The sequence below is a fragment of the Ponticoccus sp. (in: a-proteobacteria) genome (genome assembly GCF_048381735.1).
In genome coordinates, this window is the sequence record NZ_JBLXGL010000008.1 from 95,718 (window position 1) to 120,051 (window position 24,334).

Consider the following 24,334-nt stretch of genomic DNA (forward strand, 5'->3'; position numbering starts at 1 on the left):
ATTTGTTTTTATCGAACGCCATAAAGCCCGTTTGACCGGGCGCCGTCAAAATCCCGGCCCCGAAACGGCAAAAGCCGGGGTAAATCCCGGCTTCGTGGTCTGATTGTTCTATCGTGGTGGACGACGCTGCCTCAATTGGGCGGCGCCGTCTCTGGGCCGCGCCGAATCGGCGGCGGTTCAGGCGCGCTGGCGCTGCGGCTGGGGGCGGTCCTTGCGGCGCGTGATCATCGCGCTGCGCGGCGTGCCGCGATCCCAGGGAAGGGGGGCGCGGGTGGTCCGGGCCGTTTCCACGATGGACTTGATGAAACGGGTTTTCATGGCGGCCTGCTGTCCTCTGCTCTGATTGGTCCCGGGGCGCCGTGCGCTCTGGTCGGGGCAGGCGCCAGATTGCCGGGAAAATGGGGCAGACTTGTGACCGAAGGCGGATAATCTTGGGTGGGCCGCAGAATTGTTTCCGGCGCGGTGGCGGGGTGGGCGGTCAGATCCGGATGGCAGAGATCAGCCGCCCGTAATCCGCCTCTTTGCGGTGGGTGCTGCGCCGGTAGGAATAGAAGCGACCCTCGTCCGCATAGGTGCAGTGGCGCGTCCATTCCGCCTCGACCCCGGCGGCGCGCAGTTTTGCCAGCCCGTAGGCGGGCAGGTCGAAGTGCACCCGATCGCCCGCGCCCCCGGCGAAGAAGCGGCTGTTGTCCGGGTCCTCGGCCATGAAATCCTCGAGGAACTCGGGGCCGACCTCATAGGCCCGCTGGCTGATGGAGGGGCCGATGACGGCGCGAATCGATCCGCGCGTGGCGCCAAGCGCGACCATCGCCTCGACCGTCGCCTCCAGCACGCCGTCCCGCGCCCCGCGCCAGCCCGCATGGGCGGCGCCGATCACCTGCGCCCGGGCATCGGCGAAAAGCACCGGCTGGCAATCCGCCGTCAGCACCGCCAGCGCCAGACCCGGCGTCGCGGTCACCATGGCATCGGCCTTGGGCTTGCCGGAGAGCGGTTCCGTCAGGGTCACCACATCCGCCGAATGCACCTGGTGGACAGAGTTCAGCGCGCCCGGGCCGACGCCCATGGCCTCGGCCACGCGGGTGCGGTTGATGCTGACGATCTCGGCCTGATCGGACGAGCCCGGCCCGCAGTTCAGCCCCGCGAAGATGCCCGAAGAGGCCCCCCCGCGCCGGGTGAAGAACCCATGTCGGAACGGCAGCAGGGCGCTGTGGGAAAGGATCTCAAGGGTCATCGTGCGATACGCGCGGCTCCAGTCCGGGTGGCGGTGGAGCCCCGTCGGGAAACAGGGCCATTACCTTGAACAGTGACCCCATTTCATCGGGGTGCGTCAACCGGCGATGTGCGGCGACATGGCTGTGCAGCGCGGAGCCGCTGAGCCCCTGCGCCAGTGCCTCGGCCCGCGCGGTGATCCCGAGCCGTTCCAGAAAGACGCCCTGCGGCGTCATCTGCGAGGTCCGGGCCGGCGCGGCGGCCCGGGCCAGCGCCTCGAAATCCACATGGGCGGTCAGGTCGGCGGCGCCGGGGGCGGTGAAGGGATCGGCGGGCCGGTGGTCCTTCAGGGCCTGAAAGGTGTCGCCGAAAGAGCGCCAGCCGCCATAGTCGATCACCAGCGCGGCGCCGCCGTGCCGGGCGATCCGGGCGCCGATCTCCTGCGCCAGCGCGGCGGCGGGGGCGCAGGTTTCCACCAGGTGCCCGGCGGCGGTATCCGCCAGCCGGTGATCCAGCGCGGCGACCGGGGTGGCAGCGGCCAGCCCCAGGGCCGGCGCGCCGTCCGTCAGGCCGACCATGCGTTCGCGCCAGCCGCCGTCGCTGCGCAGGAACTGCCGGATCGGCAGCGCGTCGAAGAACTCGTTCGCGAGCAGGTAAAGCGGCCCCTCGGGCAGGCTTTCTGCGGTCTCGTGCCAGGTGGGCGCCCGGCCCTGCAGGCGCGCGGCCTGTTCGGCGCGCAGCGGCGGCGAGGCCTCGACCAGATGCAGCCGAAGCGCGTCGTGAAAGCCGGGCACGCGCGCGGTGGCCCGCAGGACGTCGGCCATCAGCGTGCCGCGCCCGGGGCCCAGCTCGGCCAGCACGAAGGCGGCGGGGGCGCCCTGATCCATCCAGGCCTGCGCAAGGCAGAGGCCCAGCATCTCGCCGAACATCTGGCTGATCTCGGGCGCGGTGGTGAAATCCCCGGCGGCGCCAAGCGGGTCGCGGGTGGCGTAATAGCCGTGTTCGGGGTGCAGCAGGCAGGCGGCCATGTAGTCGGCCAGCGTCATTGGCCCGGTCGCCGCGATCTGCCGGGACAGCAGCACGCCCAGGGGTGTCATGGGGCGACCGGCGTCGCCATCCTCCGGCGCGCCCAGAACACGAGGGCGAGACCGCCGAGAATCATCGGCAGCGTCAGGACCTGCCCCATGGTCAGCCCGTAGCCGTTCACATGCAGCGCAAGGCCCAGCGGGTTGCCCGGCGTCTGGAACTGCGCGTCCGGCTGGCGGAAGAACTCCACGAAGAAGCGCGCCAGCCCGTAGCCGGCGAAGAACACGCCCGCCACGGCGCCCGGCGTCTTCAGCCAGCCGCGCCGCACGAGGATCCAGATCGCCAGCCCCAGCACCAGCCCTTCCAGCCCGGCCTCGTACAGCTGCGAGGGGTGCCGCGCGCAAAGTTCACCGGCGGGCTGGCCGCAGTCCTGCGCGCGCTGGCCGGGAAAGATCACCGCCCAGGGCAGGTCCGACGGGCGGCCCCAAAGCTCGGCGTTGACGAAGTTGGCCAGCCGCCCCAGCAGCAGGCCGGGCGGGGTCGCAAGCGCCATCATGTCGGCGGTGGGCGCGGGCGCGATGCCGTTGCGCCAGCAGAACACCGCCACGGCGACGACCACACCCAGAAGCCCGCCATGGAAGGACATGCCGCCGGTCCAGATCATCGGGATCTCCAGCGGGTTCGACAGGTAGTAGCCGGGCATGTAGAACAGCACGAAGCCAAGCCGCCCGCCCGCGATGATGCCGAGGATCACCCAGGTCAGCAGGTCTTCGGCCTGCTTGGGTGTCATCGGCGGCGTGTCCGCGTGCCAGAGCGCGGGCCGCCGCAGGCAGCGCACCGCCAGCCACCAGCCCAGCACGATGCCCGCGATATAGGCCAGGGCGTACCAGCGCAGCGCGAACTCCAGCCCGAAGAGGCTGATCGAGAAGATCTCGGAGGAAAGGTCGGGGAAGGGGATGGCGGCGATCATGCGTCCTGTTGCCTCGTGTTTCGGGGCGAAGTCAACCTTGAGCGGAAGGCCCGCGCAGCCCATATAGGGGGGGAATGAAACGGGGGAGTGACCCATGCAGACCCGCAACAAGGTGTTCGACGACATCTCGCAGCTTATGACCAACGCGATGGGCGTGGCGCAGGGCGCCCGGCAGGAGGCCGAGACCGCCATGAGTTCGATGATCGACCGCTGGCTGGCCGATCGCGACTTTGTGACCCGCGAGGAATTCGACGCGGTGCGCGGCATGGCCCAGAAGGCCCGCGAAGAGAACGAGGCGCTGAAGGCGCGGCTCGCCGCGCTCGAGGCCAAGCTGAACGGCTGACAGGCCGCGCGCCGCCCCCGGGGCGGCGCGGCTCAGGACCGGCGCGGCGGGATGACCTGCTGCGCGATGCCGGCGAAGATCAGGTAGACCGAGGTCGCCACCAGCCCCCAGTGCGCCCAGCTCTGGGGATGGAAATCCACCCAGGCCGCCCATCCGGCAAAGAAGGTCCAGGCCAGGGCAATCGGCAGGGACAGCGCCCGCCAGCGTTCGGTGCGCACCGGGTGGATGAATTTCAGCGGCAGGAACATGGCCACGGCCAGCACGGTGACCAGCAGCAGGATCACCCAGAAGCCCGGCTTGATGGCGAAGAGCACCAGCACCAGCATGTTCCAGCAGCCCGGGAAGCCCTGGAACGAGTTGTCGGTGGTCTTCATCCGGTTGTCGGCGAAATACATCGCGCTGGCGAAGGTGATCACGATGATCGCGAACCAGCCGGTCCAGCCGGGCAGAAGGCCGCTCTGGAACAGGGCGAAGGCCGGGATGAAGACATAGGTCAGGTAGTCGATGATCAGGTCCAGCAGGACCCCGTCGAACCGGGGGGCGTTGGACTTCACGTCGTATTTCCGGGCCAGAGGCCCGTCGATTCCGTCGACCACGAAGGCCACCACCAGCCACAGGAACATGACCGGCCACTGCGCCTGCACCGCCGCCAGCATGGCAAGCATGGCAAAGACGGCGCCGGTGGCGGTGAAGAGATGAACGAAAAGCGCGCGCTGCTGGAGTTTCATCGGCACGTCATGACCGATTCTGGTCACAAGCGCAAACCGTCCCGCCATGGCCCGGCCCACCAAGGTCGTTTGGCCGCGCGAAAGTGGCCCCGCCCGCCGTCCCGCAGCATCCCGCGCCCGGCATCGGCAGGGCGCGCACCTTGTGCTTCTTCTTGGTCCAAATACCTCTTGGCGCCGCTGCCGCGCCCACCCCGGCTGCAGGCCGGGCGCCGGTCAGGCCGGGGGCTCTTTCATCAGTGCCGCCAGCGCCCCCAGGTCCGAACCGAACCCCGTTTCCAGCCGGTCGGCCGCGGCAAGGCGCACCGCCGCGTCCTTGTTCTGGCCCAGCTTCACGGTGCTTTGCACATCCTCGACATGCAGCCGGAAGGGCAGGATCATGCGCAGGAACCGCGCGGTGACCTCGGTGCTCATCTTGTCCATGGTCCATGGCGGCTTGGGCAGCAGGCGCGCTTCGAAGAAGGCCGACTGCCGCGCCAGCATCTCCGGCAGCCGGTCGGCAGGCAGCGCCTCCAGCCGCCCGGACAGGTGGACGGCGGTATAGTTCCATGTCGGCACCTGGTCCGCGATCCCGTACCAGTCGGGCGAGACGTAGCCGTCCGGCCCGGTCACCGCCAGCCGCGCCGGGCCGGTCGCCCGGCAGATCGGGTTGGAGCGCACGAGATGCAGGTCGACCCCGGCGCCATCCTCCGACAGCAGGAAGGGCACATGCGCCAGAAGCGGCACCGGCTCGGCAGAGACGCAGAGCATGCCGAAGGCCCGCTCTCGCGCGATCTTCAGGGCGAGGGCGCTGTCGGCCTTTCGGAAGGTCGGGTTCGGATGCATCGCTCAGGCGGTCAACTGGGTGCCCGAGGTGCCGGTGATCGTCACCGGAACGATCTGGCCCACGGGCTGCGGTGCGGCAAAGCGCACCTCGGTGAACTGCTCGGTCCGGCCCATGTCCGGCGCCTCTGTCAGGACGCGGTGCGCGCGTCCCTGCTGCTGGGCCAGGTGGCGGGTCACGGCGCGATCGCCTGCGGCACGCAGGCGGGCGGCGCGTTCCTTGATCACGCTGCCATCCACCCGCGAGGGGATGCGTGCGGCGGGGGTGCCGGGGCGGGCCGAATAGGGGAAGACGTGCAGCCAGGTCAGGTCGCAGTCTTCGACCAGCTTCAGCGAGTTCTCGAAATGCGCCTCTGTCTCGGTCGGGAAGCCCGCGATGATATCGGCGCCGAAGGTGATCTCGGGGCGCAGGCGCCGCGCCTCTTCGGTAAAGCGGATCGCGTCGTCGCGCAGGTGGCGGCGTTTCATACGCTTCAGGATCAGGTCGTCGCCATGTTGCAGCGACAGGTGCAGATGCGGCATCAGGCGCGGTTCCGTCGCGATGGCCAGCATCAGGTTCTCGTCCGCCTCGATCGAATCGATCGAGCTGATCCGCAGGCGCGGCACATCGGTCAGCCGCAGAAGCCGCATCACCAGGTCGCCCAGCCGTGGCGTGCCCGGCAGGTCGGCCCCCCAGGAGGTCAGGTCGACCCCGGTCAGCACCACCTCGTTATAGCCCTGCTGCACCAGCCGCTTGACCTGATCGACCACGACCCCGGCGGGGACCGACCGCGAATTGCCGCGCCCATAGGGGATGATGCAGAAGGTACAGCGGTGGTCGCAGCCGTTCTGCACCTGCACATAGGCGCGCGAGCGCGAGCCGAAGCCGTCGATCAGGTGGCCGGCGGTTTCCGTCACCGACATGATGTCGTTGACCATCACGCGCTCGGTCTCGCCGATGAAATCGCGGCCCAGTCCCGCCCATGTCTCGGGCGCCATCTTCTCGGTATTGCCGATGACGTGGTCGACCTCTGCCATGGCGGCAAAGCTGTCAGGGTCGATCTGCGCGGCGCAGCCGGTGACGATGACGCGGGCCTCGGGGTTCTCGCGCCGCAACCGGCGGATTTCCTTGCGGGCCTTGGCCACCGCTTCGTTGGTCACCGCGCAGGTGTTCACGATCACGGCGTTGTCGACGCCCGCCTCTTCGGCCAGCGCCTTCATCGCCTCGGTCTCGTAGGCGTTCAGGCGGCAGCCCAGCGTGGTGAATTTCGGCGCGCTCACGGGTTCTGCTCCAGCCATGCGGCGGTGAAGGCGCCGTCGAAGACATGGGCCGTGCCGCCGGTCATCCAGACGCCGTCCTCGCGCCAGTCCACCTTCAGGCTGCCGCCGTCGAGGTCGATCCGCACCGAGCGCCCGGTCAGCCCGCGCCGCGCCGCCGCCACGGCGGTCGCGCAGGAGGAAGAGCCCGAGGCCAGCGTCACGCCCACGCCGCGCTCCCACACGCGCATGCGGATGTGATCGGGGCCGATGACGCTGGCCACCTGCACATTGGTGCGCTGAGGGTAGAGCGGATGGTGCTCGTAGCGCGGGCCGAACTGCTCCAGCGGGATCGCCTCGGCATCCTCGACGAAGAAGGTGCAATGCGGGTTGCCCATGCCGGTCGCCACCGGCGCGCCCTCGATGGGCAGCTCCAGCGTGTCCATGGCTTCGGCCAGCGGGATCTCCTGCCAGTTGACCTGCGGCGGCCCCATGTTGACCGAGGTCAGCCCGTCGCCCGCATCCCGCGCCGACAGGGTGCCCCGGTCGGTCGTCAGCTCCAGCGCCGTGGCGCCGCTCTCGTCCATCAGGTAGCGGGCGATGCAGCGCGTGGCATTGCCGCAGGCCGCCGAGGTCGAGCCGTCGGCGTTGTAGAAGGTCAGGTGCGGCGCATTGCCCGCGCCCGAGATCACTGCCAGCTGGTCGAAGCCCACACCCCGGTGCCGGTCGGCAATGGCCGTGACGCGCGCAGGGGTCAGACCCGCCTCCCGCGCACGGGAATCGATCACGACGAAATCGTTGCCGAGGCCGTGCATTTTCATGAACGGCAGGGAGGGGGCAGAGTGTTTCATGGCGCGGATATACGTGCGAAGCGGGCGGCTTTCCAGTGTCGCGGCACCCGCCTTGCAGAAAGGTGGCAAAAAACGTGATTTTATGGGTTGACCATACCGGGCCATCCTCATAGTCAGGCCGCCACAGTGGGCCGTTAGCTCAGTTGGTAGAGCAACTGACTTTTAATCAGTGGGTCGCAGGTTCGAATCCTGCACGGCTCACCACTGTACACCTGAAATCGCTCGAATACACGGACGGATGCGCAAGCATCCGTCCGAGCGTCTCGATCCGTCCGAACTTGGAGGGGCCGGGAAAACCCGAGGCAATCCAGAGGTTTGCGCCGGTGGGGCTGCCTCCTGCGCCGAAGCGGGCGGCGGGCGCTTGGTCCGGGCTTCCCGGGTGGAGCGGGAATCGTCGACACGCGGGGCGGGTGCGGAACGCTCGTCCCCTGCGGTTCGGCGCATGAGCGCGCCGCGCAGAGGGCAAACCGCTGCCGCGCCGGGTCGGAAGACGAGGGGGCTCGCTCGACCGGCCTGCCGTCTTTGGAAGAATCGGTGCGGCCTGGCGGGCCGGGATCAGGGGCTGCCGCCGCGATCTTTCCGGGCCCGGTCGATGAACTGGAAGCTCAGCGAAATGAGGTTGGCCAAAACGCCCAGGATACCCCCGATGACGATGAGGTAGGGGCTGGCCAGCAGGGTGTCGATGACGTCCGGTTTGATAATCGCCTCGCTGACGCCAAGGGCGTCGATGCGGATCGCGGCCCCGTCCTCTGCGCTGCGGAAAACCGCCTGAAACCGATCTCCGTCGATCAGGACCACCTGCCCGAACCCCTGCGCTGCTTGCATATCGCGATTGTCCGAGACGATCGTGGCGGTATCGCCGTAGGTCAGCGCGCCGCTGCGGACGACATCGGACCGGCGCCCGAACCATGCGGACAGGCGGTTGCTTTCCCTGACCGTGTAGTCCCCCTCTAGCAAGAGACCACGCGCCCCCGGCGCCATGGCCTCGCCGATCTGCATGGTTCCGGCAAAGGTCATTGCGCCGAGACCGGCGAGGGACGCCGCCGGAAGAACAAGAATCGTGCCCTTGGGGTATTGGCCCTGCGCGTCCCGGATGACCAGCAGGACCCGGCTGCCGTCATGGCGCAGGGAAATCTGGTTGCCGCCCTGCCATTCCAGGGTCAGCGAGGTTTCTTCGCTCTCCTCGTAGATCCGGCCATCGCATTGTGCCGCTGTGGCCGGATCGGGCGACCGCCGCAGGGCGGTCTGGCGCGGCGTGCAAAGCGTAGCGGCGCCCAGGAACCAGGAGTTGCGGCCATCGAAGGTGATGTCGGCGCCAAGGGTTTGCGCGGAAAGGATGTAGGTGCGCGAGACCCCCTGATTGAGCCAGAGCAGGGCGGCGAGGATCGACAGGATCAGGCTCGCTGCGACAGCGTCAAGCCATCGCATGGTTATTCCACCAGGATCAGGTCGACGAATTCCGGAGGGGCTGCCACGCCGTCCGAAACGCGGAGGATTTCAATGCTCAGTGTGCCCGGCGCGGGGTCCGGCAGTGCAAAGCGGCAGATCGTGTCGAAGGCGGTGCGCACCTCTGCCGCGACCGGGTCGCAGGCAATCGCGGCGGCCATCGGATCGTCGCCGACGAAGATATGCACGGTGTCCGCCCTGAACGCGTTGATCTGCAGCGCGACCGAGGTGGGTCTCTGATCCTCGACCGGGCGCCAGGCCACCGGCACCAGGCCGGTATTCGCCTCGCAACTGTCCAGCCGCCCCCGGACCGAGATCTCGCCCTCTGCGGCTTCGCGCAGGCGGTCGGGGTAGTCGGTCGGGTAGGGCAGGCCGGTCAGCCCCCCGGGCACGTCGGCAAGGTCGTAAAGCCTGCGCGACTGGTACAGGCCGTCTGCGCTGATGACTTCCACGCACAGGGTCCGCCCCGACCAGGCCGGGTCCAGGGCGACGGCAAGCCGGGGCTCCGGATCCGTGCTTTCGGGAAGCAGCAGGGCACCGACAACGACGACGCCGGACACGGTTGCGGCCTCTCGCAGGGTTTCCTGCCAGTCCTTCAAAACGACGGTTTCAGCCTTGCACGGTGACCCGAGAGCCGCAACTATCGCGATGCTCAGGAGTGCCCCATGCCGCATCGAAATCTCCCCATGCCCAATCGCCTGAAACATGCGCTTTCCAGTATGTTTTTGATGATATCATGTCTTTTCGCGATGGGAAGCGGTGTCTCGGCGCAGCCGGTCGCCCTGCGGTCGGGCGAGACCGGGCAGGGTTTCCTGTTTGCGCATGCGGGCACCTGCTACGTCGTTTTGCCCAGCCATGTCGCACGGGGCGAGTTCCGCGCCCAGGTGATCGCAGAGAAGGGGCGCTCGGCCCGGGCCAGCATTCGCACGCCGTTCTGGCCCGGAGTGGACCTTGCCCTTGGCATTCTCAGTCGCGGCGGAGGTCTTTGCGAGACGCAGCTGGGCGATCTTGCGGGGCCGCGCGGAGCGGTGGCCCACAAGACGTCGGGGGCCTTGGTGCTGGTCGGCACGGATGGCCGGGTCGAGCGGCTGCCGATGGACATCACCCGGATCGGCTACCTGGACATCGAGGCGCGGTTTGCCTCTGCCGGGGCCGCAACAGCCAGACAGGGCATGAGCGGGGGCTTTCTGCTGGTCGACGGGGTGCCCGTGGGCATGGCTATCGATACGACGGGGGGCGACACGTTGCGCTTCATGCGCGTCGAGGAAATCCACATGAACCTGTCGCGGCTGCTGTCGACGCAGGCGGTCTTCGCCACCACCACCACGGCGCCGGCTGCGTCACCCGAGGCGGCGACCGCGCGGTCGGGGTTGGCCCTGGACCTCGTTTCGGCAAGCGCCGTGGCCATCGGCCCCGGCCACATGGCCGAAAACATCCTGCTGCCCGAGGCGGCCTATGTGTTCGAACCGAAGGGCCCCGCGGTCATCGATCTGCTGCTGCGGGATGCAGAGGCGCTGTCGCAGCTGGAGCTGTTGGCCGGGGTCGAAGAGGGGCAGGCCGTGCCGCGCCGGGTGCTGATACAGGTCAACGCCAGTCCCGAGGGCGGACGCTGGCGGACCTTCTGGTCGGGCGAGATGCCGCTGGATGGCGTGCTGGACACCGGACCCCGGCTTGGCACCTCGGCACGCCGCCTGCGCATCACCATCGCCAGCGCCTGGACCGCGGGCCCCGTGCGCCTGGACAGTGTGACCGCCAAATAGGATCAGCGCGATATCGGGATTTCGACCGGAACCGGTGCAATATTGCGATTGAGCTGAACAACGCCAACCAGCTTCGCATCGTCCGAAATGGTCAGCTCGCTCCAGTTGTTGTCGAAATTGAGGATGATGGCATCGTCCGAGACTGAAACCGCGCAGTTGGAATAGGACTTCCAGATGTAGCAGTTGCGGTCAGCGTCGAAGGCCCCGACCACGTAGCTTGTTGTTCCGATGCCCTCAGCGTTCATCGTGCCTTTGAAATTCCCGATGTAGCGCGCGACCTCTTCGGCGCGGTCCTTCCCGGCCATGAAGCGGAACACGAGGGTTGGCTCGGTCTTGATCCATGTTTCAAAGGCTGTCCGCCTCACCCGGGCATCGGTGCTGTAAATCCCGAAATCCAGCGCCAGCCGTTCCAGCTCCGGGTCGCCCGAGCCCAGCATGATCTCCATCGCCTTGAGCGCGCGGCGCGGGTCGGGGTCATTCAGAAGCGCGGCATATTCGTCGAGCCCGGACATTTCCGCGTCGATCTGGCTGGTGATCTCGGCCACCGACAGGGACTGCGCGCCCGCCAGTGTCCCGGAGGCAATCAGAAGTCCGGCAAGAATTGCTTTCATGGTCATGGCCTCACTCGCTCAGCCGCATCGTCAAGCCCAGCGGGCCAAGGTCTTCCCGGCCGTAGCGTGCTGTCATGGTCCCGCCAAGCGCGCCGTCATCCCCAAGTTCGAGCACGACCCATTGGCGCGGCGTGTTGTTGTCCGAGCTGACGAGCTGAAGGCTGACCGTCGTCGCATTGACCCGGAGCAGGCAGAAATCGGGCGCATCGAGGTTCAGATAGCAGCCCTTTTCGTCGTTCCACGCGCCGATCTTCAGGCTCAGGCTTGCGCGGTTCTTCGCGCCGACCGACCCGCGATAGCCGCGCATCAGGGCGTTGTAGGTCTCGATCTGATCGTCTTTGACGGTCTCGGATCCATCGAAAAAAAGATCCAGCGACGGCGTGCCTGCAAGGAATGCCTCGAGCGCAGTCTGCCGAAGATTGGCGTCCGCACTGTAGATGCCGACGGACAGGGCCATCTGAACCAGCGTCGGGTCGCCGGATTCCAGCATGATCTGCAAGGCCGCCATGGCGCGCTTGGGGTCGGGGTTTGTCAGATAGGACTCGTACCCAGAGAGCGTGCCGGCGCGCTGGTTGACCTGCGCCTCGAAATCTTCAAGCGAAATGCTCTGGGCCACGGCGGCCTGCGCCGCGACCGTGCCGGAAATCCAGAGGGCATACTTCAGGTGCCGGACAGCGGCCCTTGTTCGTGAGATGGAGAAAAGCAATGCGAGCTCCTGCAAATGATAGCGTGAGGCTAGGCAAGTGCCGGGTGTTTCTCAAGCGGCAAGGCCCGGTGCCGCCGCAGTTTTCACGCCGGGGGCGCCAGCGCCCAAGCGCCTGCGCAGGGCCGTTGTTCAGGGTGAAGGCCGTGGGCTGCATGGCGGCAAGAGGCTGGCGCAGGCCTTCCGCGACATCCGGCGGGACGATCCGCACCGGGCGGTTCCCGCCCTTGCACTTTGCCGCGCCCGAACCGCGCCCCGCCGGAGGCTAGCGCCGGTCGGCGGGGGCGATGTTGACGTCCCGACCCCATTGCAGGTGGGTTTCCATCGCCTGCCGCGCCTCTGCGCAGGACCCGTCGAGGATCGCCAGAACCACCTTCTCGTGCTGTTCGACGTTGGTGGCCAGCCGGTCCGGGTGGGTGCGGTGGATATACTTGGACAGGCGGTACATCTTGTCCCGCATCTGCGCCAGCGCGTGGACCATCTCGCGGTTACCGTACATCTCGGCCAGCGTGCTGTGAAAGGCCAGGTCGAGGCGGTGATACTCCAGCGTGTCGCCGGTCGTCGCCGCGCGGCGCTGGTCGGCGATCAGGGTCTTGAGCGCCTGGGCCTGCACCGGCCGCACCTGTCCGGCAAGACGGCCGGCGATGAAGGGCTCCAGCAGGATCCGCACCTCGAAGAAGTCCATCACCTCGCGATAGGTGATCTGCGGGATGCGCACGCCGGATTTCGGGATCATCTCGACGATGCCCTCGGACCGCAGCCGCTCGACCGCCGAGCGCACCGGCGCCAGCCCCATGTCCAGCTCTGCGGCAAGGAAGCGTTCGGAATAGATCACCTCCGGATCGTCCGCATCCAGCAGCAGCTGGCGGATCGTCTGGTAGGCCTGGTCTTTCTTCAGCGGTTTGCGCGCCGGATCTGTCATGGTTCCTCGGTCTTCTGCCCGGTCGGGCGGGGTGGCCCAGCCTGCGCCGGGCCTGCCCTCGGGATCAAGAGGCGGCGGGCAGGACCGGGGGTGTCTGGGTCCGAAAGGTCACGCCGCCGTGACGTCATGCCCGGGGCGTGGGGGCCGCCTCGACGCCCTCGCGCTCGAACATCAGGCCGGCGGAAAGGAAGCCGCCGTCGACGTTCACCGTGGTCCCGCTGACATGCGAGGCCTCGTCCGAGGCCAGGAAGGCCACCATGAAGGCGACCTCTTCGGGGGTGCCGTAGCGGCGCTGCGGGATCAGGTAGTGATAGGCCTCGCGGGTCTTGGTGTCATGCTGTTCCACCGCCATCTGCGTGGCGATGGCGCCCGGCGCCACGTTGTTCACAAGCACGCCCTTGGCGGCCAGTTCCACCGACATGACCTTGGTCAGCAGTTCCAGCCCGGCCTTGGACGACCCATAGGCCGAGCGTCCGATGCCGCCGCGCTGGCCGGACAGGGACGCGATATTGATGATCCGCCCCGACCCGTTCGGCAGCATGTGCCGCACCGCCGCCTGCGCGCAGAGGAAGGCGCCGATCAGGTTGACGCCGATGATGCGTTCCATGTCCTGCTTCGTGGTTTCCAGGAACAGCTTCGTGGTCGAGATCCCGGCATTGTTCACGAGGATGTCCAGCCCGCCGAATTCCTGCACCGCAGTCTCGGCCAGCCGGGCCGCGTCGTCCTCGGAGGAGACGTCGATGCGGAGGCCGACCGCCTTGCCGCCACCGTCGCGAATCGAGGCCGCGACGGTTTCTGCCGCGGCGCCGTCGATATCGGACACGACCACCGCCGCCCCCTTGGCGGACAGGGTCCGCGCGATGGCCTCGCCCATGCCGCGCCCCGCGCCGGTGACCGTGGCTATCTTGTTGTTCAGCATCTTGCTTCTCCTCCGAAATCCCTTGGCGAGCAGGGCCCGGGCGCCGGGCCGCGTCATCAACCGCCTTGACTCCGGTTTTATGAAATGTCAGTGAAATGTCAAGCGATGCGGATTTGGAGGTTCGTATCCGCAACCATGGAGGAGAAAGAGACCATGACACTTCGCAATGCCTTCCTCGCCGCCACCCTGTTGGGGGCGCTGGCGATCCCGGTTTCCGCCGAAACCGTGTTCAAGTTGGGGGCTGTCGGCTCTCCGGGGACACCCGAGGTCGACGCGGCCCTGCGCTTCGCCGAGATCGTGGCCGAGCAGAGCGAAGGGGAATACCGCGTCGACGTGCTGCATTCCGGCCAGGCGGGCGGCGAGCGCGAAATCGCGGAGGGGCTTCAGTTCGGCACCTCGGACTTCGCCATCCTCGGCGGTATCGTGCAGAACTTCGACCCGGCGCTGATGATCGTGGAATGGGATCTGCTGTTCAAGAACAACGACCACGTGCGCGCGGTCATGAACGGCCCCATCGGTGACGACATTTCGGACCGGCTTAGCCAGAACCTTGGCGCCCGCAAGATCGCGACGCTGATGCGCTCGCCCCGGCTGCTGACCACCAACGCCGAGGTCAACGAGCTGGGTGACATCGCGGGCATGAAGGTCCGCGTGCCGGAAATGCCCGCCCGCATCGCCCTGTGGAAGGCGCTGGGGGCGCAGCCGACGCCCATGGCCTTCCCCGAGGTGGTTCCGGCGCTGCAGCTGGGCACCATCGACGGTCAGGAAAACCCGATCGGGCTGATCACCTCCACCGGCATCGACGAGGCCGTCGACTACCTTGCCGACACCAAGCACCTGTACGGCTTCATGTTCCTGCTTGCCGCCGAAAGCGCATGGGACAGCATCCCCGAGGGCGACCGCGCGATCTTCACCGAGGCCGCCGAACAGGCTGCCGCCTACAACGACGAGCTTGTCGAGGCCTCGGTTCAGGAGGGCATGGCCAAGGCCGGCGAGAAGATGACCGTGACCCGGCCCGACCTTGCGGCATGGCGCGCCGCGACGGCGGAGGTCTACCAGCAGTTCTCGGACGTCGAGGGCTTCACCGACCTGTACACCCGCATCGTCGAGGCGGGTCAGGACTACTGACAACGCAGGCGGCGGCTTCGGGCCGCCGCTTCCGCAAGGGGCCGATCCATGTCCATCCTCCGCTTTCTCGATGCCTTCTTCGTGCGCGGCCTTGCCACGCTCTGCGGGCTGCTGTTCGCCGTCATGCTGGTGGCGATCCTCGGACAGGTCCTGATGCGCTACGCCTTCTCGGCGCCGCTGTCGTGGTCCGAGGAGCTGGCGCGCTACACCATGGTCTGGCTGGCCATGCTGGCCTCGGCGCTCTGTGCGCGCAAGGGCCAGCACCTGGCGCTGATCGGGGCAGAGATGCTGCCGCCGCGCCTGCGCCTGCCGCTGCGCCTGATCGGCACGGCGATCGCCTGCGCGATCCTTTCTGTCCTGTTCTGGCACGGCTGGGACCTGGCAGAGCGTGCCATCCGCCAGCGCACGCCGGGCCTTGGCCTGTCGATGTCCTGGATCTATGCCGCCCTGCCCACCGGCTTTGCCCTGATGATCCTCGGCCAGCTTCTGGGTCTCTTCGTTCCCGAAGAGCCCGCGCCCGCCGAGCCCGCCGCACACTGAGGTTTCCCCATGCCCGTTGCCCTGTCTTCCGTCACAGGTTTCCTTCTGCTTGTGCTCGGCATCCCCGTGGCGCTGGCGCTGGTCGCCATCCCGATGGTCTTCCTCTTTGCCGATCCGACCATCCGCACGCCGATGCTGGTGATCCCGCAGAAGATGTTCGGTGCCATGGACAGCTTTCCGCTGATGGCGGTGCCCTTCTTCGTGCTGGTCGGGCAGGTGATGAACACCGGCGGCATCACCAACCGCATCTTCGACTTCGCCAATGCGCTGGTCGGCCATTTTCGCGGCGGTTTGGCACAGGTGAACATCGTCGCTAGTCTGCTGATGTCGGGCATGTCCGGCTCTGCCGTGGCCGATGCCTCGGGCCTTGGGCAGGTGGAAATCGAGGTGATGAAGAAAGAGGGCTACGACCCGGGCTTTGCCGCCGCCGTCACCGCCGCCTCTGCCACGGTCGGCCCCATCGTGCCGCCGAGCATCCCGCTGGTGATCGTCGGCGCCATCACCAATACCTCGATCTCGCAACTGCTGGTGGCGGGGCTGCTGCCGGGCCTGTTGATGACCGCTGCCATGTGCCTGCTGGTCGCCTACATCGGGCGCCGGGACAACCTGCCGACCCGGCCGCGCGCCACGGTCCGGCACCTGCTGGTGACCTTCGCGCGCTCCGCCCCCGCGCTCTTTGCGCCGGTGCTGCTGGTCGGGGGCATCCTGATGGGGGTCTTTACCCCGACCGAGGCCAGCGCCGTGGCCGCCGCCTATGCCATCCTGATTGCCTGCTTCTGGTATCGCGAGCTGTCGCTGCGCGGCCTCTGCACCGTGCTGTGGCAAAGCGCCATGACCGTGGGCGCGATCTTCCTGATCATCGCGGGCGCCGCCGCCGTGTCCTGGCTGCTGACCTGGCTTGGCGTGCCGCAATCGCTGGCCGCCAGCCTGTCCGGGCTGGCAGAAACGCCCGCGCTGCTGATGCTGGTCATGATCGGCTTCCTGCTGGTGATCGGCTGCTTTCTGGAAAGCAACGCGGCGCTGATCCTCGTGGCGCCCCTGCTGGTGCCCATCGGCCTCAGCGCCGGCTTCGACCCGGTCCACATGGGTACCGTCATGGTGCTGGTGCTGATGCTGGGGCTTGTCACGCCGCCCGTGGGCATGAACATGTTCATCGTCATGTCGATCGCGAAGATCTCTCTGCGGCACTACCTGCGCGCCATCTGGCCCTTCTTCGCCATCCTGCTGGTGGCGGTGCTGATCGTGGCCTTCGTGCCGCAGATCTCCCTGATCGTCCCGCAATTGCTGCTGCGCTGAGGCCCCCATGTCCGACCGCTTTTCCGCCGACTACATCCTGCGCACCCGGGGCGACGCCGCCCGCACCGCCGAGATCGCGGCCGGCGAGCAATCCTCGGGCACCTTCGTCGCCATCCCCGGCGAGGACGCGGCGCTGAAAGAGCGGTCCGCCGCCCGGGTCGAGCTGCTGGAGCAGGTCGAGGATCCGGGCACGCCGGTGCAGACCGGCAGCGCGGGCGACGGGCCGGTGACCTCTTGGAGGATGCGGATTTCCTGGCCGCTGGAAAACATCGGCCCCTCGCTGCCGAACCTCGTGGCGACGGTGGCGGGCAACCTTTCCGAGCTGAAGCAGGTGGCCGGGCTGAAGATCACCGCGCTGGACCTGCCCGAGGCCTTCCTGAAGGCCTACCCCGGCCCGGGTTTCGGAACCCTTGGCACGCGCCGCCTGACCGGGGTCGCGGATGGCCCGCTGATCGGCACCATCGTCAAGCCCTCGGTCGGGCTGACGCCCGAGGGCACCGCCACGCTGGTCGATGCGCTCTGCGCCGGCGGCATCGATTTCATCAAGGACGACGAGCTGCAGGCGGACGGCCCCTTCTGCCCCTTCGAGGACCGTTTCGCGAAGGTGATGGAGGTCATCGACCGCCATGCCGACCGGCTGGGCCGCAAGGTCATGTATGCGGTTAATATCACCGGCGAGGTGGACGAGATGAAGCGCCGCCACGACATCGTGGCCGCGCGCGGCGGCACCTGTGTCATGGCCAGCCTGAACTCGGTCGGGCTGGCGGGGCTGACGGCGCTCCGGCGCCATTGCAGCCTGCCAATCCATGCCCACCGCAACGGCTGGGGCATGCTGGGCCGCCCCTCGGACAGCGGCTGGTCCTACCCGGCATGGGCGACGCTCTGGCGCGTGGCGGGGGTCGACCACATGCATGTCAACGGCATTGCCAACAAGTTCTGGGAGCCGGACGAAAGCTCTGTCGCCTCGGCCCGCGCCTGCCTGACGCCGCTGCATCCCGACCACCCCCGCACGGTCATGCCGGTCTTCTCCTCGGGGCAGACCGTGCTTCAGGCGGACGCGACCTACCGCGCCATCGGCTCGACCGACCTGATCTTCTGCGCGGGCGGAGGCGTCGTGGCGCATCCCGACGGGGTCGCCGCCGGGGTGCACGCGCTGCGCGCCGCCTGGGAGGCTGCGGTTGCGGGGATCCCGCTGGAACAGGCCGCGCGCGACGACGCGCGCCTTGCTGCCGCGATCCGGGCCTTTTCCTGAGGGCAGGGCGCTTTGCCCCGGGGCGATGCTTCGCGCGTGCAGGGGGGGGGCGTCAAGGCTCGGCCAACGGCGCGCAGGGCGGACGTCCGCGCGCCGCCGCTCCGCCGCGAATCGCCGGGGTGGTTGCGCATGTGCCGGTGCCGATACCCGTGTCAGGGGCGAGCCGGTGCGGCGCCGTCCCGTCCTGCGCTTTCCGATGGCCGGGCAGGGCGGCGGCGCGGACCTCGGGCCGTGGCGCCTGCCGTCAACACCCCCGGTCGTGCGTCATCTCCGCCGCGGGGATCGCCCGGCCTGTGCACTGCCCGCTCTGCGCCCGCGAAGCGGTGCCCGCGATGCGCCGAGACCTTCGGGTGGCTTTGGCATCCCAGGCGGCGGGCGGCAATCCGTGCGGCCCGCCCGCGAGTCGGTTGAAATGGTAAGGTGGCGTTGAGGCGAAAAAAAGGGCCCCGGGCGCTATCGCCTCGGGGCCCTTGTTTTTTGGTTGCGGGGGTAGGATTTGAACCTACGACCTTCAGGTTATGAGCCTGACGAGCTACCGGGCTGCTCCACCCCGCGCCAATGTTTGGGTGAACTATTGTATTCCTCCGGGGTCCGCAAGGCCCCCAGAGACGGAATTGTAAAATTTTTTCGACAGGCGCGCGGAGCGGCGGAAACGGTCAGGGTGAGAAGGGGGCTGTGGCGTGGCAAGGAGGGCTTTGGCGGGGCTGTTCGGGGCGTTTCTGCCCCGTGACCCGGGCGGCGGGACGTCTTGCGGCGTGTGTTCACCTGCCAGCGGCGGCATTCGTTGCCTGCCGCGCACCAATGAGCGACCTGTAGTTTACAGTGATCGAAAAATGTTCAACTGCAGTTCACACTTCAGGGGGCGCGCTGTATAGGCATGGCCCAGCTGGTCCGTTCCGGCGGTCGTTTCGGGAGGACAAACCCATGCACGCAGCACATCCGCGCCTTTCGTGGTGGTCGGCAGGCGCCCCTGCGGGCCGTTGCTGCCACCTGCCGCGCCGTTCTTGACCGGGCCTTCCCGGGGCTAGGAAAAAGGGACAGGGGCATGGATCTGCGCGACCTGAGTTATTTCGAGACCATCGCGACCACCGCCACCTACGAAGAGGCGGCGGACCGGCTGGGCCTGACCAAGCAGGCGCTGACCAAGGCGGTGCGGCGGCTGGAACAGGACCTGGGCGGCCCGCTTTTCCTGCGCGAGGGGCGGGGCAAGGCGATCACCCCGCTGGGCGAGGTGCTGCTGGAACGCGCGTGCCGCCTGCGCCTGACCGTCAGCGATATCGAGCGCGAGCTGCGCGGCCATGCGCAGGGGCTGGCGGGCGTGGTGCGGATCGGCGGCGGCACCACCTCGGTCGAGAACCTGCTGCCCGCCGCCTTCCGGGCTTTGAACGAACAGGCGCCGGGTGTGCGCTTCGAGCTGTCCATCGGCATGGCCGACGCGCTGAAGGACAAGCTGCGGCGCGACGAGCTGGACATCATCGTCTCGCCCTGCCACGGCGAGGACGAGACCGAGTTCGACACCCAGGTGGTGCTGCGCGACGAGGTCATCCTTGCCACCAGCCCGCGCCACCCGCTGCTGCAGCGCGGGACGCTGCGGATAGAGGACCTGGCCGAGGCCCGCTGGGCGCTGCAGTCGCAGTCGCTTTCGTTGCGGGCCTGGCTGGACGCCGCCTTTACCACGCATGGCTTCCCGGCGCCGACCCCGCTGATCGAATCCGATTCCATGATCATGCTGCACCGGATGGTCGAAGAGATGCAGCTTCTGACCTTCTGCGGCCGCTACATGCGGCGCGCGCTGGTGGAACTGCCCTGCCCGCAGGTCACCATGCCGCGCAACTTTGCCCTGATGACCCGGCGCGACGCCTATCTGCCGCCCGCCGTGCATCTGCTGAAATCCGTGATCCTCAAGACCGCCGGCCTGTCCGGCGGTCTGACCCCCTAGACCACCGGGCGGCGCAAGGACCGCCCGCCTACAGGAGACCCAGACCATGAACATCGCCTTCATCGGCTTCGGCGAGGCCGGTCGCGCCTTTGCCGACACGCTGCTGCCCGCCGGTCACAGCATCGCCGCCTACGACCTGATCGACAGCGCCGAGATGAAAGAGGCCATGACCGCGCGTGGCATCCGCGCCGCCGCGAGCCCCGCCGAGGCCATCGAGGGCGCGCGCTGGGTGATCGCCGCCGTCACCGCCGACCAGAGCCTGAACGCCGCGCGCTCGGTGCTGCCGCACCTGGTGCAGGGGCAGGTCTACATCGACATCAACTCTGTCTCGCCGAACCGCAAGCGCACCACGGCGGCAGAGGTCGAGGAGGCCGGGGCGCGCTACATCGACATGGCGGTGATGGCGCCCGTCCACCCGCGCGGCCACGCGACGCCGGTGCTGCTGGCGGGGCACGAGGCCAGCACGCTGGGGCCGGAGTTCTTCGAGGCGGGCTTCAAGGGCGAGGTGGTCGAGGATGCGCCGGGCGCGGCGACGGCGATCAAGATGGTGCGCTCGCTCTTCGTGAAGGGGCTGGAGGCGATCACCGTCGAGGCGATGCTGGCCGCCAAGGCCTCGGGCTGCTTCGAGCGGGTGCTGACCTCGCTCTCGGGCAGCTTCCCGGGGCTCGATTGGCCCAACAACGTGTCGTACAATTTCGAGCGCACGCTGCGCCACGGCAAGCGCCGCGCGGCAGAGATGGAGGAAAGCGCCGCCACCCTGACCGACCTCGGCCTGAACGGCGCGCTGGCGGCAGAGGTGGCGCGGGTGCAGTCGCTGATGGGCACCCTCTCGGCGGACGACATCCCCGAAGGCGATCTGGAAGCCGCCGTGGGCGAGATCGCGGCGCTGCGCCGGGGGTGAGGGGGAAGCCGCTTCGAAGCGGCTTCCAACGCTCTTCGAAGAGCGTTTCGAAAGGCCCTTCACAGGGCCTTTCCTTTTGCATCAGCCGGTCACATGCCGTGCGATTGCCGCGCCCATGGCGGCGGTGTCGGCGCGGCCGCCCTGATCCGGGGTGCAGGTGTCCGGGCTGGCAAGCGCCGCGTCCAGCCCCGCGCGGATCGCCTGCGCGGCCTCGCTGAAGGCGGCAGTGTCCTTGCGCCCCGCCAGCCAGTCGAAAAGCATTGCGACCGAACCCACCAGAGAGGCCGGATTGGCCCGCCCGGTGCCCGCGATGTCGGGGGCCGAGCCGTGCTGCGCCTGTGCCATGGCATGCGTCTCGCCCGCGTTCAGCGAGGCCGCGAGGCCCAGCCCGCCCGCCAGTTCCGCCGCGAGGTCGGACAGGATGTCGCCATACATATTGGTCGTGCAGATCACGTCGTAGCGCCCGGCGTCGCGCACCAGATGCGCGGCCATCGCGTCCACCAGCACCTCGTCATAGGCCACGCCGGGGTGCTGCGCCGCCACCGCCCGCACCTCTTCCAGGAACAGCCCGTCCGAGACCCGCAGCACATTGGCCTTGTGCACCGCCGTGACGTGGCGCGCCTCGCGCGTCAGGGCCAGCGCAAAGGCGGCCTCGGCGATCCGGCGCGAGGCGCGGCGGGTGACCTTGCGCACCGCCAGCGCCATGTCGGCGTCGGGCAAGAGCTCGCCCGAGCCCTCGGCCATGTTGCGGTCGGCGTAGAAGCCCTCGGTGTTCTCGCGCACCGTCACCAGATCGACCGGCTTGCCGGTCGCGCCCGAGGCGCCCGGGGGCGTCTTGGCGGGGCGGATGTTGGCGAAGAGGTCCAGCCGCTTGCGCAGCACGCCCGAGGGGTTCAGCCCGCCTTCGGCCACCGGCGGGTAATCGTTGTGCGAGACCGGCCCCAGCACCACGCCATCCGCCGCCAGCGCCGCCTTGATCACCGCCTCGGGGATGGTCGTCCCCGAAGCCTTCAGCGCGGCAAAGCCGATCTCGGCGCGCTCGATGTGCAGGCCGAGGGCGAAGCGCCTGTCGGCGGCCTCCATCACGGCGCGGGTGGCTGCCGTGATTTCCGGGCCGATGCCGTCGCCGTCCAGTGTCAGGATCGTGGTCATTTGAACCCCCTGTCGCCCGCGTCCTTCACCAGCGCGGTGAAGCGGTAGAAGCCATGCGCCATCTTGGAAAACGGCGTCAGCAGGAAGAAGGCCAGCACCGCGCCCAGATGCACCGCCAGAAGCGGCCCGGTCAGCCCGGTGCCGCGCACGGCGTAAAGCACCAGCCCGGTCAGCCCGACGAAGCCCAGCAGCCAGATGAAGGCGGCGGCGCCGCTTTCGCGTGCGGGGGCGCCAAGGTTCGGATCGGCCTTGCGCTTCAGCATCACCATGCCGATGCAGCCCACGACCAGAAGCAGCCCGCCGGACACGCCCAGCAGCTTCGGCAGCGAGAAGAAGCCATAGGGCGCCTGCATCCCGAAGACATAGTGCATGATGGTCGCGGTCGAGGTCGAGGCGAAGCACAGCAGGAACCCGTACATGATCGCCTGATGCACATGGCGGCGCCCGTTCGAGAAGCGGTCTTCCTTCTCGAAGTTGCAGCCCTGTCCCTGCCCGCCGTCGAGGTTCTTCATCCGCGCCGCCGAGGCGCCCGCCTCGCGGATCATGCCCCATGTGACGCGCCCGCCGCCGACTTCGCGCCAGTAGCGCCGGATCGAGACGGCGATCGACAGAAGCGGGAAGAGGAAGGCGGGCAGGAAGATCGCCACCATGGCGTTGTGCGAGAGGTAGGCGTAGAAGCCTTCGCCATCGCCGGGCAGGGCGGTGACCGCGAGGATCATCAGCGCGAACCCCACCGCCAGCGCGCCCGCCACCGCCGGGCCGCTGCGCTGGAACAGCCGTGCCAGCCCGCCGGGCCAGGCCAGCCGCTCCCAGCTGTCGACGCGGGCATCGGCCAGCGCGCGCGGCAGGTTCAGCGCCCATTCGTTGGGTTCTGTGTACTGGCAGGCGTAATAGCAGCCCCGGCAGTTGTGGCAGAGGTTGGCCAGCTGGGTGATGTCCCCGTCGGCAAAGACCTTCTCGCGGGTGATGGCGGGAAAGACCGAACAGAAGCCCTCGCAGTAGCGGCAGGCGTTGCAGATCTCGACCTGGCGGCGGGCCTCGGTGATCGGATCGTCCGAGATCAGCTCGGGGTCGGTTTGCAGGGTCACGTCAAGCGACATGTTTGGCAGCCTCCTGTCCAGCGATGCGGCCGAAGACGGTGCCGATGGTCATGCCGAATCCGGCCAGGTAGCCCTGGCCCAGGATCGAACCGGCCATCATCTCGCCCGCGCTCCAGATGTTGTCATATTGCCCCTCGGCCCCCGAGACCCGCGCCCGCTGATCGACCTTCAGGCCGAGGTAGGTGAAGGTCACGCCGGGGCGCAGGGAATAGGCGTAGAAGGGCGGTTCCGCGATGGCGCGCGCCCAGTTGGTCTTGGGCGGCTCGACCCCCTCGGTCGCCAGCCCGTCCAGTTGCTGCGGGTGGAAGGCCCCGTCGCGGCAACCGGCGTTGAAGGCCTCGACGGTGGCTGTCAGCCGGTCCACCGGCAGGTCCAGCTTCTGCGCCAGCCCCTCCAGCGTATCGGCGGAGAAGGGCGGGTAGACCGAGGGCATGAAGAGGTCGATCGACCGGCTGTCGATGATCGAATAGGCCACCTGATCGGGCTGCGCGGCCACCAGCCGCCCCCAGATCGCGTAGCGCTTGGGCCAGACGTCCTCGCCCTCGTCGTAGAAGCGTTCGCCGTTCTTGTTCACCACAACCGAGAAGGGCACGCAGTCGAGCCGTGTGGCGATGCCGCCGTCGTATTTCGGCGCGCGACCGTCGATGGCGACGGCGTGGCATTGCGTCGGGTCGCCCACGGATTGCGCGCCCTGGTCGATCATGTCCTTCAGCACGACGCCGCGGTTGTAGGGCGTGCCGCGGATCAGGAAGTTGCGCGCCGCTTCGCCCCAGGCGCGGGCCAGCCAGTCGATGTCCGACTGGAAGCCGCCGGAGGCCAGCACCACCGCGCGGGCCTTGATGCTGTGCAGGGCGCCCTCGGCCTCGACCTCGACATGGGTCGCCGCGCGGCCCTCGATGCCGATGTGTTTCACTTGCGCCTCATAGAGCACCTGCACGCCCAGGTCCTGCGCGGTCAGGTAGTAGGCATTCACCAGCGCCTTGCCGCCGCCGAGGAAGAAGGCATTGGTCCGGTCCAGCGACAGCGTGCCCGACAGCGATTTCTGGAAGCGCACGCCGTGGTCCTGCATCCACGGCAGGCAGTCCTGCGAGTAGCGGATCGCCATGCGGGCAAGGCCCTCGTCGGTCTCTCCCTTGGTGACGCGCAGGAGGTCGTCGTAGAACTCCTCTTCGTCGTAGGTTTCCACCAGCGGGCCGAGCGCGCCGTGGTGCATGCAGCGAAAGTTGCGGGTGTGGCGCGAGTTGCCGCCCCGGTATGCCTTGGGCGCGCCTTCGAGGATCAGCACGCTGGCCCCCGTCTCGGCGGCTTCGATGGCGGCGCAGAGCGCGGCATTGCCGCCCCCTGCAATGACGACATCCCACGCGCGCGCGGCTGCCTGTGTAGCGTTCATTCCATTCCTCCGGGTGCTGGCCTTTGCGGGGTTCCGCGGCTGGCCCCTTCGTCCTTGCCGCCTCGTGGCGGCTGTGGTCCGTCGTGACGGGGC

25 protein-coding genes and 2 tRNA genes are annotated in these 24,334 nt (G+C 68.3%); 9 read left to right on the forward strand and 18 right to left on the reverse strand.

Translation table 11 applies throughout. The features are described from left to right. Window positions 1–177: 177 nt before the first annotated feature. The 4 genes from ACN5KJ_RS14390 to lgt all read right to left on the reverse strand — a co-directional run bounded on the left by ACN5KJ_RS14390 (window position 178) and on the right by lgt (window position 3,205). Complete coding sequence (locus ACN5KJ_RS14390; RefSeq protein ID WP_418594739.1) at window positions 178–318, reverse strand: hypothetical protein; 141 nt, start codon at window positions 316–318, stop codon at window positions 178–180. Between the two features lie 160 nt (window positions 319–478). After that, a complete protein-coding gene (gene pgeF, locus ACN5KJ_RS14395) occupies window positions 479–1,231 on the reverse strand; it encodes a peptidoglycan editing factor PgeF (protein WP_418594740.1) in 753 nt (250 codons plus the stop codon). Then, window positions 1,221–2,306 carry a class I SAM-dependent methyltransferase gene (locus ACN5KJ_RS14400; RefSeq protein ID WP_418594741.1) on the reverse strand — a complete coding sequence of 362 codons (1,086 nt, stop codon included), beginning with the start codon at window positions 2,304–2,306 and terminating at the stop codon, window positions 1,221–1,223. Before ACN5KJ_RS14400 ends, pgeF begins: the two co-directional genes overlap by 11 nt. After that, window positions 2,303–3,205, reverse strand: coding sequence for a prolipoprotein diacylglyceryl transferase (gene lgt / locus ACN5KJ_RS14405; RefSeq protein WP_418594742.1), 903 nt, complete (start codon window positions 3,203–3,205; stop codon window positions 2,303–2,305). The genes ACN5KJ_RS14400 and lgt overlap by 4 nt, the downstream gene beginning before the upstream one ends. A 94-nt stretch (window positions 3,206–3,299) precedes the next feature. On the opposite strand from lgt, the gene ACN5KJ_RS14410 reads away from it, so the two are divergent. After that, on the forward strand, window positions 3,300–3,548 hold the full coding sequence (locus tag ACN5KJ_RS14410) for an accessory factor UbiK family protein (protein ID WP_023851954.1): 249 nt from the start codon (window positions 3,300–3,302) through the stop codon (window positions 3,546–3,548). Window positions 3,549–3,580: 32 nt separating this feature from the next. Here ACN5KJ_RS14410 and ACN5KJ_RS14415 read toward each other — a convergent pair whose 3' ends face one another. From ACN5KJ_RS14415 to dapF, 4 genes are all read right to left on the reverse strand, one after another. Next, entirely contained in the window at window positions 3,581–4,276 is a 696-nt protein-coding gene (locus tag ACN5KJ_RS14415) for a CDP-alcohol phosphatidyltransferase family protein (RefSeq protein ID WP_418594743.1), read from the reverse strand. 213 nt (window positions 4,277–4,489) lie between these two features. Then, a complete protein-coding gene (locus ACN5KJ_RS14420) occupies window positions 4,490–5,098 on the reverse strand; it encodes an FMN-binding negative transcriptional regulator (RefSeq protein WP_418594744.1) in 609 nt (202 codons plus the stop codon). Window positions 5,099–5,101: 3 nt separating this feature from the next. Next, window positions 5,102–6,355 carry a tRNA (N(6)-L-threonylcarbamoyladenosine(37)-C(2))-methylthiotransferase MtaB gene (gene mtaB, locus ACN5KJ_RS14425; protein WP_418594745.1) on the reverse strand — a complete coding sequence of 418 codons (1,254 nt, stop codon included), beginning with the start codon at window positions 6,353–6,355 and terminating at the stop codon, window positions 5,102–5,104. After that, entirely contained in the window at window positions 6,352–7,182 is an 831-nt protein-coding gene (dapF, locus tag ACN5KJ_RS14430; protein WP_418594746.1) for a diaminopimelate epimerase, read from the reverse strand. The genes mtaB and dapF overlap by 4 nt, the downstream gene beginning before the upstream one ends. Before the next feature lie 128 nt (window positions 7,183–7,310). Between dapF and ACN5KJ_RS14435 the strand changes: the two genes are divergently transcribed. After that, a tRNA-Lys gene (locus ACN5KJ_RS14435) sits at window positions 7,311–7,386 on the forward strand. A 351-nt stretch (window positions 7,387–7,737) separates the two neighbouring features. On the opposite strand, the gene ACN5KJ_RS14440 is transcribed toward ACN5KJ_RS14435, so the two are convergent. Together ACN5KJ_RS14440 and ACN5KJ_RS14445 are read right to left on the reverse strand one after the other, a co-directional pair. Then, the gene (locus ACN5KJ_RS14440) at window positions 7,738–8,610 is read right to left on the reverse strand and encodes a hypothetical protein (protein ID WP_418594747.1); all 873 of its coding nucleotides are present in this window, start codon (window positions 8,608–8,610) and stop codon (window positions 7,738–7,740) included. Between the two features lie 2 nt (window positions 8,611–8,612). Beyond that, the gene (locus tag ACN5KJ_RS14445) at window positions 8,613–9,227 is read right to left on the reverse strand and encodes a hypothetical protein (RefSeq protein WP_347165993.1); all 615 of its coding nucleotides are present in this window, start codon (window positions 9,225–9,227) and stop codon (window positions 8,613–8,615) included. A gap of 129 nt (window positions 9,228–9,356) precedes the next feature. Here ACN5KJ_RS14445 and ACN5KJ_RS14450 point away from each other — a divergent pair, with 129 nt between their 5' ends. Beyond that, a complete protein-coding gene (locus tag ACN5KJ_RS14450; RefSeq protein ID WP_418594748.1) occupies window positions 9,357–10,388 on the forward strand; it encodes a hypothetical protein in 1,032 nt (343 codons plus the stop codon). 2 nt (window positions 10,389–10,390) lie between these two features. On the opposite strand, the gene ACN5KJ_RS14455 is transcribed toward ACN5KJ_RS14450, so the two are convergent. From ACN5KJ_RS14455 to ACN5KJ_RS14470, 4 genes are all read right to left on the reverse strand, one after another. After that, window positions 10,391–11,005 carry a hypothetical protein gene (locus ACN5KJ_RS14455; protein WP_418594749.1) on the reverse strand — a complete coding sequence of 205 codons (615 nt, stop codon included), beginning with the start codon at window positions 11,003–11,005 and terminating at the stop codon, window positions 10,391–10,393. Between the two features lie 4 nt (window positions 11,006–11,009). Then, entirely contained in the window at window positions 11,010–11,705 is a 696-nt protein-coding gene (locus tag ACN5KJ_RS14460; protein ID WP_418594750.1) for a hypothetical protein, read from the reverse strand. Window positions 11,706–11,967: 262 nt separating this feature from the next. Next, the gene (locus ACN5KJ_RS14465; protein ID WP_418594751.1) at window positions 11,968–12,624 is read right to left on the reverse strand and encodes a GntR family transcriptional regulator; all 657 of its coding nucleotides are present in this window, start codon (window positions 12,622–12,624) and stop codon (window positions 11,968–11,970) included. A gap of 124 nt (window positions 12,625–12,748) precedes the next feature. After that, window positions 12,749–13,543 carry an SDR family NAD(P)-dependent oxidoreductase gene (locus ACN5KJ_RS14470; RefSeq protein ID WP_418594752.1) on the reverse strand — a complete coding sequence of 265 codons (795 nt, stop codon included), beginning with the start codon at window positions 13,541–13,543 and terminating at the stop codon, window positions 12,749–12,751. Window positions 13,544–13,696: 153 nt separating this feature from the next. Between ACN5KJ_RS14470 and ACN5KJ_RS14475 the strand changes: the two genes are divergently transcribed. From ACN5KJ_RS14475 to ACN5KJ_RS14490, 4 genes are read left to right on the forward strand one after another with little or no spacing between them, the layout of a single operon-like run. Next, complete coding sequence (locus ACN5KJ_RS14475) at window positions 13,697–14,671, forward strand: TRAP transporter substrate-binding protein (protein ID WP_347165987.1); 975 nt, start codon at window positions 13,697–13,699, stop codon at window positions 14,669–14,671. 48 nt (window positions 14,672–14,719) lie between these two features. Then, window positions 14,720–15,211 carry a TRAP transporter small permease gene (locus ACN5KJ_RS14480; protein WP_418594753.1) on the forward strand — a complete coding sequence of 164 codons (492 nt, stop codon included), beginning with the start codon at window positions 14,720–14,722 and terminating at the stop codon, window positions 15,209–15,211. Between the two features lie 9 nt (window positions 15,212–15,220). After that, entirely contained in the window at window positions 15,221–16,507 is a 1,287-nt protein-coding gene (locus ACN5KJ_RS14485) for a TRAP transporter large permease (protein WP_418594754.1), read from the forward strand. 7 nt (window positions 16,508–16,514) lie between these two features. Continuing rightward, a complete protein-coding gene (locus ACN5KJ_RS14490) occupies window positions 16,515–17,759 on the forward strand; it encodes a ribulose-bisphosphate carboxylase large subunit family protein (protein ID WP_418594755.1) in 1,245 nt (414 codons plus the stop codon). A 478-nt stretch (window positions 17,760–18,237) separates the two neighbouring features. Here the strand turns inward: ACN5KJ_RS14490 and ACN5KJ_RS14495 are convergent. After that, window positions 18,238–18,314: transfer RNA gene (locus ACN5KJ_RS14495), tRNA-Met, on the reverse strand. A gap of 490 nt (window positions 18,315–18,804) precedes the next feature. Between ACN5KJ_RS14495 and ACN5KJ_RS14500 the strand changes: the two genes are divergently transcribed. Both ACN5KJ_RS14500 and ACN5KJ_RS14505 read left to right on the forward strand, forming a co-directional pair. Beyond that, window positions 18,805–19,698 carry a LysR family transcriptional regulator gene (locus tag ACN5KJ_RS14500; RefSeq protein ID WP_418594756.1) on the forward strand — a complete coding sequence of 298 codons (894 nt, stop codon included), beginning with the start codon at window positions 18,805–18,807 and terminating at the stop codon, window positions 19,696–19,698. Window positions 19,699–19,744: 46 nt separating this feature from the next. Continuing rightward, window positions 19,745–20,599, forward strand: coding sequence for an NAD(P)-binding domain-containing protein (locus ACN5KJ_RS14505; RefSeq protein ID WP_418594757.1), 855 nt, complete (start codon window positions 19,745–19,747; stop codon window positions 20,597–20,599). A gap of 81 nt (window positions 20,600–20,680) precedes the next feature. Here ACN5KJ_RS14505 and ACN5KJ_RS14510 read toward each other — a convergent pair whose 3' ends face one another. From ACN5KJ_RS14510 to tcuA, 3 genes are read right to left on the reverse strand one after another with little or no spacing between them, the layout of a single operon-like run. Then, entirely contained in the window at window positions 20,681–21,751 is a 1,071-nt protein-coding gene (locus tag ACN5KJ_RS14510) for an isocitrate/isopropylmalate dehydrogenase family protein (protein ID WP_418594758.1), read from the reverse strand. Continuing rightward, window positions 21,748–22,851 (reverse strand): tricarballylate utilization 4Fe-4S protein TcuB, encoded by a 1,104-nt coding sequence (gene tcuB / locus ACN5KJ_RS14515; protein WP_418594759.1) that lies wholly within the window; start codon window positions 22,849–22,851, stop codon window positions 21,748–21,750. The genes ACN5KJ_RS14510 and tcuB overlap by 4 nt, the downstream gene beginning before the upstream one ends. Beyond that, the gene (tcuA, locus tag ACN5KJ_RS14520) at window positions 22,841–24,241 is read right to left on the reverse strand and encodes an FAD-dependent tricarballylate dehydrogenase TcuA (protein WP_418594760.1); all 1,401 of its coding nucleotides are present in this window, start codon (window positions 24,239–24,241) and stop codon (window positions 22,841–22,843) included. Before tcuA ends, tcuB begins: the two co-directional genes overlap by 11 nt. Window positions 24,242–24,334 lie beyond the last annotated feature (93 nt).

What these genes read in the sequence shown, in the direction of transcription:
- ACN5KJ_RS14490 (WP_418594755.1), top strand. Translation starts at nt 16,515, where the DNA reads ATGTCCGACCGCTTTTCCGCCGACTACATCCTGCGCACCCGGGGCGAC.
- ACN5KJ_RS14390 (WP_418594739.1), bottom strand. Translation starts at nt 318, where the DNA reads ATGAAAACCCGTTTCATCAAGTCCATCGTGGAAACGGCCCGGACCACC.
- ACN5KJ_RS14450 (WP_418594748.1), top strand. Translation starts at nt 9,357, where the DNA reads ATGATATCATGTCTTTTCGCGATGGGAAGCGGTGTCTCGGCGCAGCCG.
- ACN5KJ_RS14410 (WP_023851954.1), top strand. Translation starts at nt 3,300, where the DNA reads ATGCAGACCCGCAACAAGGTGTTCGACGACATCTCGCAGCTTATGACC.
- tcuB (WP_418594759.1), bottom strand. Translation starts at nt 22,851, where the DNA reads ATGTCGCTTGACGTGACCCTGCAAACCGACCCCGAGCTGATCTCGGAC.
- ACN5KJ_RS14485 (WP_418594754.1), top strand. Translation starts at nt 15,221, where the DNA reads ATGCCCGTTGCCCTGTCTTCCGTCACAGGTTTCCTTCTGCTTGTGCTC.
- tcuA (WP_418594760.1), bottom strand. Translation starts at nt 24,241, where the DNA reads ATGAACGCTACACAGGCAGCCGCGCGCGCGTGGGATGTCGTCATTGCA.
- dapF (WP_418594746.1), bottom strand. Translation starts at nt 7,182, where the DNA reads ATGAAACACTCTGCCCCCTCCCTGCCGTTCATGAAAATGCACGGCCTC.
- ACN5KJ_RS14480 (WP_418594753.1), top strand. Translation starts at nt 14,720, where the DNA reads ATGTCCATCCTCCGCTTTCTCGATGCCTTCTTCGTGCGCGGCCTTGCC.
- ACN5KJ_RS14505 (WP_418594757.1), top strand. Translation starts at nt 19,745, where the DNA reads ATGAACATCGCCTTCATCGGCTTCGGCGAGGCCGGTCGCGCCTTTGCC.
- pgeF (WP_418594740.1), bottom strand. Translation starts at nt 1,231, where the DNA reads ATGACCCTTGAGATCCTTTCCCACAGCGCCCTGCTGCCGTTCCGACAT.
- ACN5KJ_RS14400 (WP_418594741.1), bottom strand. Translation starts at nt 2,306, where the DNA reads ATGACACCCCTGGGCGTGCTGCTGTCCCGGCAGATCGCGGCGACCGGG.
- ACN5KJ_RS14465 (WP_418594751.1), bottom strand. Translation starts at nt 12,624, where the DNA reads ATGACAGATCCGGCGCGCAAACCGCTGAAGAAAGACCAGGCCTACCAG.
- ACN5KJ_RS14475 (WP_347165987.1), top strand. Translation starts at nt 13,697, where the DNA reads ATGACACTTCGCAATGCCTTCCTCGCCGCCACCCTGTTGGGGGCGCTG.
- ACN5KJ_RS14510 (WP_418594758.1), bottom strand. Translation starts at nt 21,751, where the DNA reads ATGACCACGATCCTGACACTGGACGGCGACGGCATCGGCCCGGAAATC.
- ACN5KJ_RS14440 (WP_418594747.1), bottom strand. Translation starts at nt 8,610, where the DNA reads ATGCGATGGCTTGACGCTGTCGCAGCGAGCCTGATCCTGTCGATCCTC.
- ACN5KJ_RS14420 (WP_418594744.1), bottom strand. Translation starts at nt 5,098, where the DNA reads ATGCATCCGAACCCGACCTTCCGAAAGGCCGACAGCGCCCTCGCCCTG.
- ACN5KJ_RS14470 (WP_418594752.1), bottom strand. Translation starts at nt 13,543, where the DNA reads ATGCTGAACAACAAGATAGCCACGGTCACCGGCGCGGGGCGCGGCATG.
- ACN5KJ_RS14415 (WP_418594743.1), bottom strand. Translation starts at nt 4,276, where the DNA reads ATGAAACTCCAGCAGCGCGCGCTTTTCGTTCATCTCTTCACCGCCACC.
- lgt (WP_418594742.1), bottom strand. Translation starts at nt 3,205, where the DNA reads ATGATCGCCGCCATCCCCTTCCCCGACCTTTCCTCCGAGATCTTCTCG.
- ACN5KJ_RS14500 (WP_418594756.1), top strand. Translation starts at nt 18,805, where the DNA reads ATGGATCTGCGCGACCTGAGTTATTTCGAGACCATCGCGACCACCGCC.
- ACN5KJ_RS14455 (WP_418594749.1), bottom strand. Translation starts at nt 11,005, where the DNA reads ATGACCATGAAAGCAATTCTTGCCGGACTTCTGATTGCCTCCGGGACA.